Annotated in this window: 8 protein-coding genes and 1 pseudogene; 6 read left to right on the plus strand and 3 right to left on the minus strand. The window is 55.1% G+C overall.

Features of this window, described 5'->3' with window-relative positions:
- From PSI14_RS19380 to PSI14_RS19390, 3 genes are all read left to right on the plus strand, one after another.
- The coding region (locus PSI14_RS19380; protein ID WP_273577619.1) for a toprim domain-containing protein at nucleotides 1–2,244 on the plus strand (2,244 nt) is incomplete at its 5' end.
- Nucleotides 2,245–2,667: 423 nt separating this feature from the next.
- Nucleotides 2,668–3,612, plus strand: coding sequence for a site-specific tyrosine recombinase XerC (gene xerC / locus PSI14_RS19385; protein WP_370688896.1), 945 nt, complete (start codon nucleotides 2,668–2,670; stop codon nucleotides 3,610–3,612).
- A gap of 29 nt (nucleotides 3,613–3,641) precedes the next feature.
- Nucleotides 3,642–3,797 carry a hypothetical protein gene (locus tag PSI14_RS19390; RefSeq protein ID WP_273577620.1) on the plus strand — a complete coding sequence of 52 codons (156 nt, stop codon included), beginning with the start codon at nucleotides 3,642–3,644 and terminating at the stop codon, nucleotides 3,795–3,797.
- 42 nt (nucleotides 3,798–3,839) lie between these two features.
- Here the strand turns inward: PSI14_RS19390 and PSI14_RS19395 are convergent, their stop codons facing one another.
- A complete protein-coding gene (locus PSI14_RS19395) occupies nucleotides 3,840–4,040 on the minus strand; it encodes a hypothetical protein (protein ID WP_273577621.1) in 201 nt (66 codons plus the stop codon).
- Nucleotides 4,012–4,134, minus strand: a complete 123-nt coding sequence (locus tag PSI14_RS19400) for a hypothetical protein (protein ID WP_273577622.1) — start codon at nucleotides 4,132–4,134, stop codon at nucleotides 4,012–4,014. Before PSI14_RS19400 ends, PSI14_RS19395 begins: the two co-directional genes overlap by 29 nt.
- A 386-nt stretch (nucleotides 4,135–4,520) precedes the next feature.
- Between PSI14_RS19400 and PSI14_RS20345 the strand changes: the two are divergent.
- The 3 genes and pseudogenes from PSI14_RS20345 to imm45 form a co-directional block, all read left to right on the plus strand.
- Nucleotides 4,521–4,613: pseudogene (locus PSI14_RS20345) on the plus strand (RHS repeat-associated core domain-containing protein); the annotation flags it as partial.
- An 87-nt stretch (nucleotides 4,614–4,700) separates the two neighbouring features.
- Nucleotides 4,701–4,940 (plus strand): colicin E3/pyocin S6 family cytotoxin, encoded by a 240-nt coding sequence (locus PSI14_RS20105; RefSeq protein ID WP_306309354.1) that lies wholly within the window; start codon nucleotides 4,701–4,703, stop codon nucleotides 4,938–4,940.
- A 2-nt stretch (nucleotides 4,941–4,942) separates the two neighbouring features.
- Nucleotides 4,943–5,269: an Imm45 family immunity protein gene (imm45, locus tag PSI14_RS19410; RefSeq protein WP_238125225.1), complete on the plus strand. Its 327-nt coding sequence runs from the start codon at nucleotides 4,943–4,945 to the stop codon at nucleotides 5,267–5,269.
- Between the two features lie 66 nt (nucleotides 5,270–5,335).
- Here imm45 and PSI14_RS19415 read toward each other — a convergent pair whose 3' ends face one another.
- Complete coding sequence (locus PSI14_RS19415; RefSeq protein WP_273577624.1) at nucleotides 5,336–5,656, minus strand: SymE family type I addiction module toxin; 321 nt, start codon at nucleotides 5,654–5,656, stop codon at nucleotides 5,336–5,338.
- Nucleotides 5,657–5,769 lie beyond the last annotated feature (113 nt).

Raw genomic sequence — 5,769 nt, forward strand, 5'->3', positions numbered from 1 at the left:
GCGCAGTTTAAGCTGGGCTTTGCCAACCGCACGCTGGGGTATCGCCTGCCCGCCAAAAAACTCAAGGCAGGTGAGGAAATCCGCCGCCGCTTGCGGGCATCAGGCATCATGCGGGAGTCAGGGCATGAACATTTTGTCGGCTCGCTGGTTGTGCCGGTGATCGACCTTGAGGGGCAGGTGCGGGAACTGTACGGGCGTAAAATCGGCGAGCGATTGCGCGGCGGCACGGCCGCACATCTCTATCTGCCGGGCAAACATAGCGGGGTCTGGAATGCAGCGGCGCTGAGTGCCTGCAAATCCCTCATCCTGTGTGAATCCCTCATTGATGCGATGTCGTTCTGGGTCTCCGGTCATCGTAATGTCACCGCCGCCTATGGCGTGAACGGCGTCACCGCAGACCACTGGCAGGCGGTTGAACAATACGGCATTAAGCAGGTGCTGATCGCGTTCGACAATGACAAGGCAGGCAATGAGGCGGCGGTGAAACTGGCGGCCGCGCTGGCCGCCAAAGGGATCACGCCGCTGCGCGTGGTGTTCCCGCCGGAGAGGGATGCGAACGGCTATCTGTGCCAGATGGCGGAGCCGGGATCGGCCTTTACTCTGCTGCTTGAGAGCGCAGTGCCGATGCAGGAGGTGGCAGGTATGGTGACCGTTGAGCGTTCGGCCGTTGACTCCGTCACTGTGCCAGAAGTGGCTTCTTCTTTAGCGGCTGAACCCGCGCCCAATGTGGCACCGGGCGTGGTCTGTGAGTCGGGTGACCATGGCGAGTTGCTTATCTCAATCGGCACACTGCAATGGTGCTTACGGGGCATGGGCGCAGTAAAAGCCGGCGCTGCTGCGATGAAACTCAATGCGCAGGTACTGGACAAACAAAGCGGCGTCCTGTTCGCCGACGGGGTTGACCTGATGAGTGCCCGCAGCCGCAACAGCTATGCCAGACTGGCCGCCACCGAACTGGGGTTGGGAGAGGCTGAGTTGCGGCGTTCACTGGGGCAGGTGTTGCTGGCTGCCGAACAGGGGCAGCAACAGACGGCATCGGACACGGAACACAAAGCAGCGGAAATGAGCCTGACCGAGCGAGAAGCGGCACTGGCGTTGCTGGAAAATCCCTGTCTGACTACGCAGATCACCGCAGACTTAGCGGCCTGTGGCGTGGTCGGCGAATCCACCAATCTGCTTGCGGGCTATCTGGCGGCGGTGAGCAGAAAGTTGTCCAAACCCTTAGCCGTTCTGATCCAGAGCAGCAGCGCCGCCGGAAAATCGTCATTAATGGACGCCGTGCTGAACCTGATACCGGAAGAAGAGCGCGTACAATACAGCGCCATGACCGGGCAGAGTCTGTTCTATCTGGGGGAAACCCATCTCCAGCATAAGATTTTAGCGATAGCGGAAGAAGAAGGCGTGCGGCAGGCGGCTTATGCGTTGAAGTTGTTGCAAAGTGACGGCGAGCTGACGATGGCCAGCACGGGCAAGGATGAAGCCACAGGCAATCTGGTGACCAAAAGCTATACCGTGAAAGGCCCGGTGATGCTGATGTTAACGACCACCGCCATTGATGTGGATGAAGAATTACTGAACCGCTGTCTGGTGCTGACGGTGAATGAATCCCGCGAGCAGACCGAAGCGATCCATGCGTTACAGCGCCAGAAGCAGACGCTCGAAGGCCTGCTGGCCGAGAACGAGCGGGACTATCTGATGCAACTTCACCAGAACGCCCAGCGGCTGCTGAAACCGCTGAATGTGGTCAATCCGTATGCGCACCAACTGACCTTTATGTCAGACAAAACCCGCACCCGCCGTGACCATATGAAATACCTGACGCTCATTCAGAGTATTGCGCTGTTGCACCAGTACCAGCGGGACATCAAGACAGCAGAGCATCGCGGGAAAACGCTGGAATATATCGAAGTGACCAAAGACGATATCCGGCTCGCCAATCAGTTGGCGCACGACATCTTAGGCCGGACGCTGGACGAAATGCCGCCGCAGACGCGCAGGCTGTTGCTGCTGATACAGACGTGGGTCAGAAACAGCGGCCAGCTCCGCCACGAAATGTTGTTTACCCGCAAACAGTTACGGGATGCGGTGCAGTGGGGCGATACCCAGCTCAAGGTGCATCTCTCACGACTGGTCGAAATGGAATACCTGTTGCTGCACCGTCGCGGCCTGACGTTCGTCTATGAACTGCTGTTCGACGGGGCAGACAGCGAGGCCGCCCACCTGAGTGGCCTTATTGTTCCCTGAGCGGGCAGTATGACGTTATCCGGTCGGGGTTAAAGCTCAATCGGTCGCCTGCCAGTCGGCCTGTTGTCGGCAGGCAGTCGGGATAGCTCAATCCCGGCAAAGGCAGAGACTGCAAGGCTTCCCATCAAAGTGGTCGGCATCAGCCAAAAAACACTGTTCCGGCCACTTCAATCAATCCCATCCGGCCGTACAGCCCCCTCTGCTACCCACACAACAAAAAGAAGGAGAATCCGATGACAAGCCCACATAATCCCCTGCTCGCCACCTTACGCCAGCAACTGGAAGCGTACCTTGATACGCAGGCCGCACAGGGAAAAAGCCCGCGCACGCGGGAAAGCTACGCAACGTAAACCATAATTTACTCAAGAAACACAAAAAAGCCCGCGCACGCGGGAAAGCTACCGGGAACGGCTGCTGCCCTTCGTGGACTGGTGCGAACAGCGCACCGTGCAGTATCCGGCACAGGTCACGCTGGGGTTGCTGGAAAGCTGGCAGCGTTATCTGCGTGCCTACCGCAAGGCAGACGGTCAGCCTTACAGCAATAACGGCCAGCGTGAACGTCTGGGCACACTGCGGTTATGGTTCCGCTGGTTACTGCAACGTCATCACATCCTCTACAACCCGGCCGAACAGTTGGTGTTGCCGAAAGAAGAGAAACGATTACCCGCCCAGATTATGAGTGAGCGGGAAACCGCGCAGGTGCTGGACAGCCTTGATGATCCCAGTGTGTTGGGGCTGCGCAACCGGGTAATGCTGGAGATCCTCTGGAGCAGCGGCATCCGGCGCATGGAGCTGCGCCAGCTCCGGCGGGGGGATATCGACTTCGAACGCGGGGCGGTGGTGGTTAATCAGGGCAAAGGCCATAAAGACCGGGTTGTCCCCATCGGCGAGCGGGCGCTGGGCTGGCTGAAACGCTATCTGATACAGATCCGGCCACAGTTGGCAGAAAGTCATGACAGCGGTTATCTGTTTATCTCGCAAAAGGGCAGGCCGCTCAGCCCGGGGCACCTGACGCATATCGCCGCGAAAGCCATCCGGCAGCAGGCTCAACTAGACAAGCCGGGCGCTTGTCACCTGTTCCGGCATTCAATGGCGACCCAGATGCTGGACAACGGGGCCGATATCCGCCATATCCAGGCGATGCTGGGACACGAAAAACTCAATACCACCCAAGTGTATACGCGAGTCGCTATCAAACAGCTCAAGCAGGTGCACAGCCAGACCCATCCGGCCGAGCGTGAGCATCCGGCATTCTCAGAAGCAGATAATCATACCGAAGCACCGAAGAGCCGTTCAGGCCGTGCTAGCGGAGAGCTGGACACCGAACCGACACTACCGCGCACCGGACAGCCCGATCGTCCCCGTTGAGTTCGCTGGGAGCGGTGCGGGGGCAGACCGTGGCCGGACTGCCCGTCAGCCTCGGTGCTCGCGGGGGTACGTGGGCAATGGGCGGCCTGAGCCACGGTGTCCCCGTTAAGAATGTGCAGGCCGCCCAAAGCCCACTCAACATAATGTGGGGGAATTATACGCACTGCGCCGATGAGCAAGGGTAACCGCCTGAGCATCAATGAGCGGCTTAATGCGTATAATTAACATTATGTCTGGCGCCCCCGCTGGTCAGCATCGCCGGGTGTGGCGCACAAGGCTGTGCCTTCTGCTGTCAGCACCGGAGCCAGTCCTCGGCAAAAATCGGCGTTCTTCTTTAGCTGCCGTGCCATCGTCAGGCCAACAACGCTGTAGGCAGGTCGGCCTGCGGCCTCCGTTAATTTACCTCCCCCGCCCCAACCCTGCTGCACTGGCTGCGCGCGGCTCGCAGTCGCTGCCGTGCTCGCCATCTCCGCCCCGTGCAGCCCCCGTAGGGGGCTTCCCTTGAAAACACGGTGCGGTCATGCAAAGCCGTGCTCCATCTGAAACATCGGTGATCCCGAGCGTCGCAGGGCGCCGCTTGCAGGCTCTATGCCGCCCGCACCCGCAGAACGTGCACCCACCGCCCAGACAAGCTGGTCGGCGTTCGCCCGTTGCCGAAAGTGAAAAACCGCACAAAATCAGGCTCTTCAGCCCATCACAAGGAAAAAGGGGCGCTATACTGCACAACAGCTTACAGCGGTAGCAGGGCAAAAGCGCCCCGGAGCAAAGTCTCAAAACAGGCCAAAAACGCACATCGGCGTTTTAGGTTCGTGGGCGTGAGCGAAACGGGTAAAAAGGGTTCTTTAATAAGCTGATAATCAAGGAAAAAATCGCTTAAAAAAGTATAACCACATCTGAACCTTCCCTAAGACCCCATCGGGCTGCTGGGTGGGTTTAATCCTTACGGTTACGTGCATAATCCGGTCAATTTTGTTGACCCTTTCGGGCTAACAAAATGCCCTACTTTACCTAATGGTCAAACAGTTGCAGAGTTTGAAAAAAGCCTTGTTCGCTTACCTGTACAAGAAAGAGTTCCGGTAGTAAGAGAAATGGCAGAAAGTGTAGCCAAAGAAAACAACTGGAAAAGAGCCAAAAACATCGAGAAATTAAATAAGGGAAGAATAATATATCAGGATGATAAATATTATTATTCTGTTGATACACAACATGGACGATTTGAAAAAGTTGCTCAAAAACGAGGAAATCATTTAGGTGAAGTAGATATGAAATTAAATGATATCCCTAATAGTTTTGATAAAAGTGGCGGACATGATTTAAAGGTAAAATAATTATGATAAAACTTGTTGATTATAAATCTGACAGTATATCTAGAGGATGTGTATTCAGATTCCCTGCTGTCTGGCCATATGAAGATTTTGTGGATCTTTTAGTGGTGAATATTCCCGATGACTATTCTCGCCATGGACTTGTTGTATCTACTGGGCATAAAGCAGGATTATTATTAATTCAATTACCCAATGAGAGCGAACATATAGATAAAGTAGCTTTAAAGAAAGAATGGATAATATCTAATTGGAGTAAGTGGATTTATCCAGAATGCGATGTGAATGATGTATATATTATGGAGCATTATTCACCACCATTAGAAATTAACTAAATAAATGCCGGAAAGATCTTCGTGATCTTCCGGCCTTCTTTTTTGAGAGCTGCTCAGTCCCTGCCCTTAGCAGCTTTTGTAGTCACCAATCAGCTCCCGCATTCGCAGCTTAATTTCGCTGAGCTGGTCTTGCTGGCGCTGGTACTGTTGTTTAATGCTTTGGGTCTCATCGCTGTCAGGAATAAGCACCAGACAGCCGTCCATAATCTTCACGGTGAGTGTGCCGCCGATATCAAAACCGGCTGCCTTAAGCCACTGCCCTTTAAGATGTATCGCGGGCGGGGCGCTGGCCTTGTCATTTTGCGGCACGTATCCCACGGTGTAATAACGTTCTGTTTTGGCGGCTTTATTTACCGCCCGGTTTTGCTTAGAATGCGCCTTAGCCATGTTCAACTCCTATTAGTTGCTTATGGTGAGCGGCAGAAATGAGGTGCGAACTCACTTCCTGCCGCGCTCTTTCAACGCTTGATACTGCCTAGTCCCATCGCCTGCTCAACCAT

It is taken from the genome of Xenorhabdus anantnagensis (genome assembly GCF_028598555.1).
In the GTDB taxonomy this organism is placed as follows: Bacteria; Pseudomonadota; Gammaproteobacteria; order Enterobacterales; family Enterobacteriaceae; genus Xenorhabdus; species Xenorhabdus anantnagensis.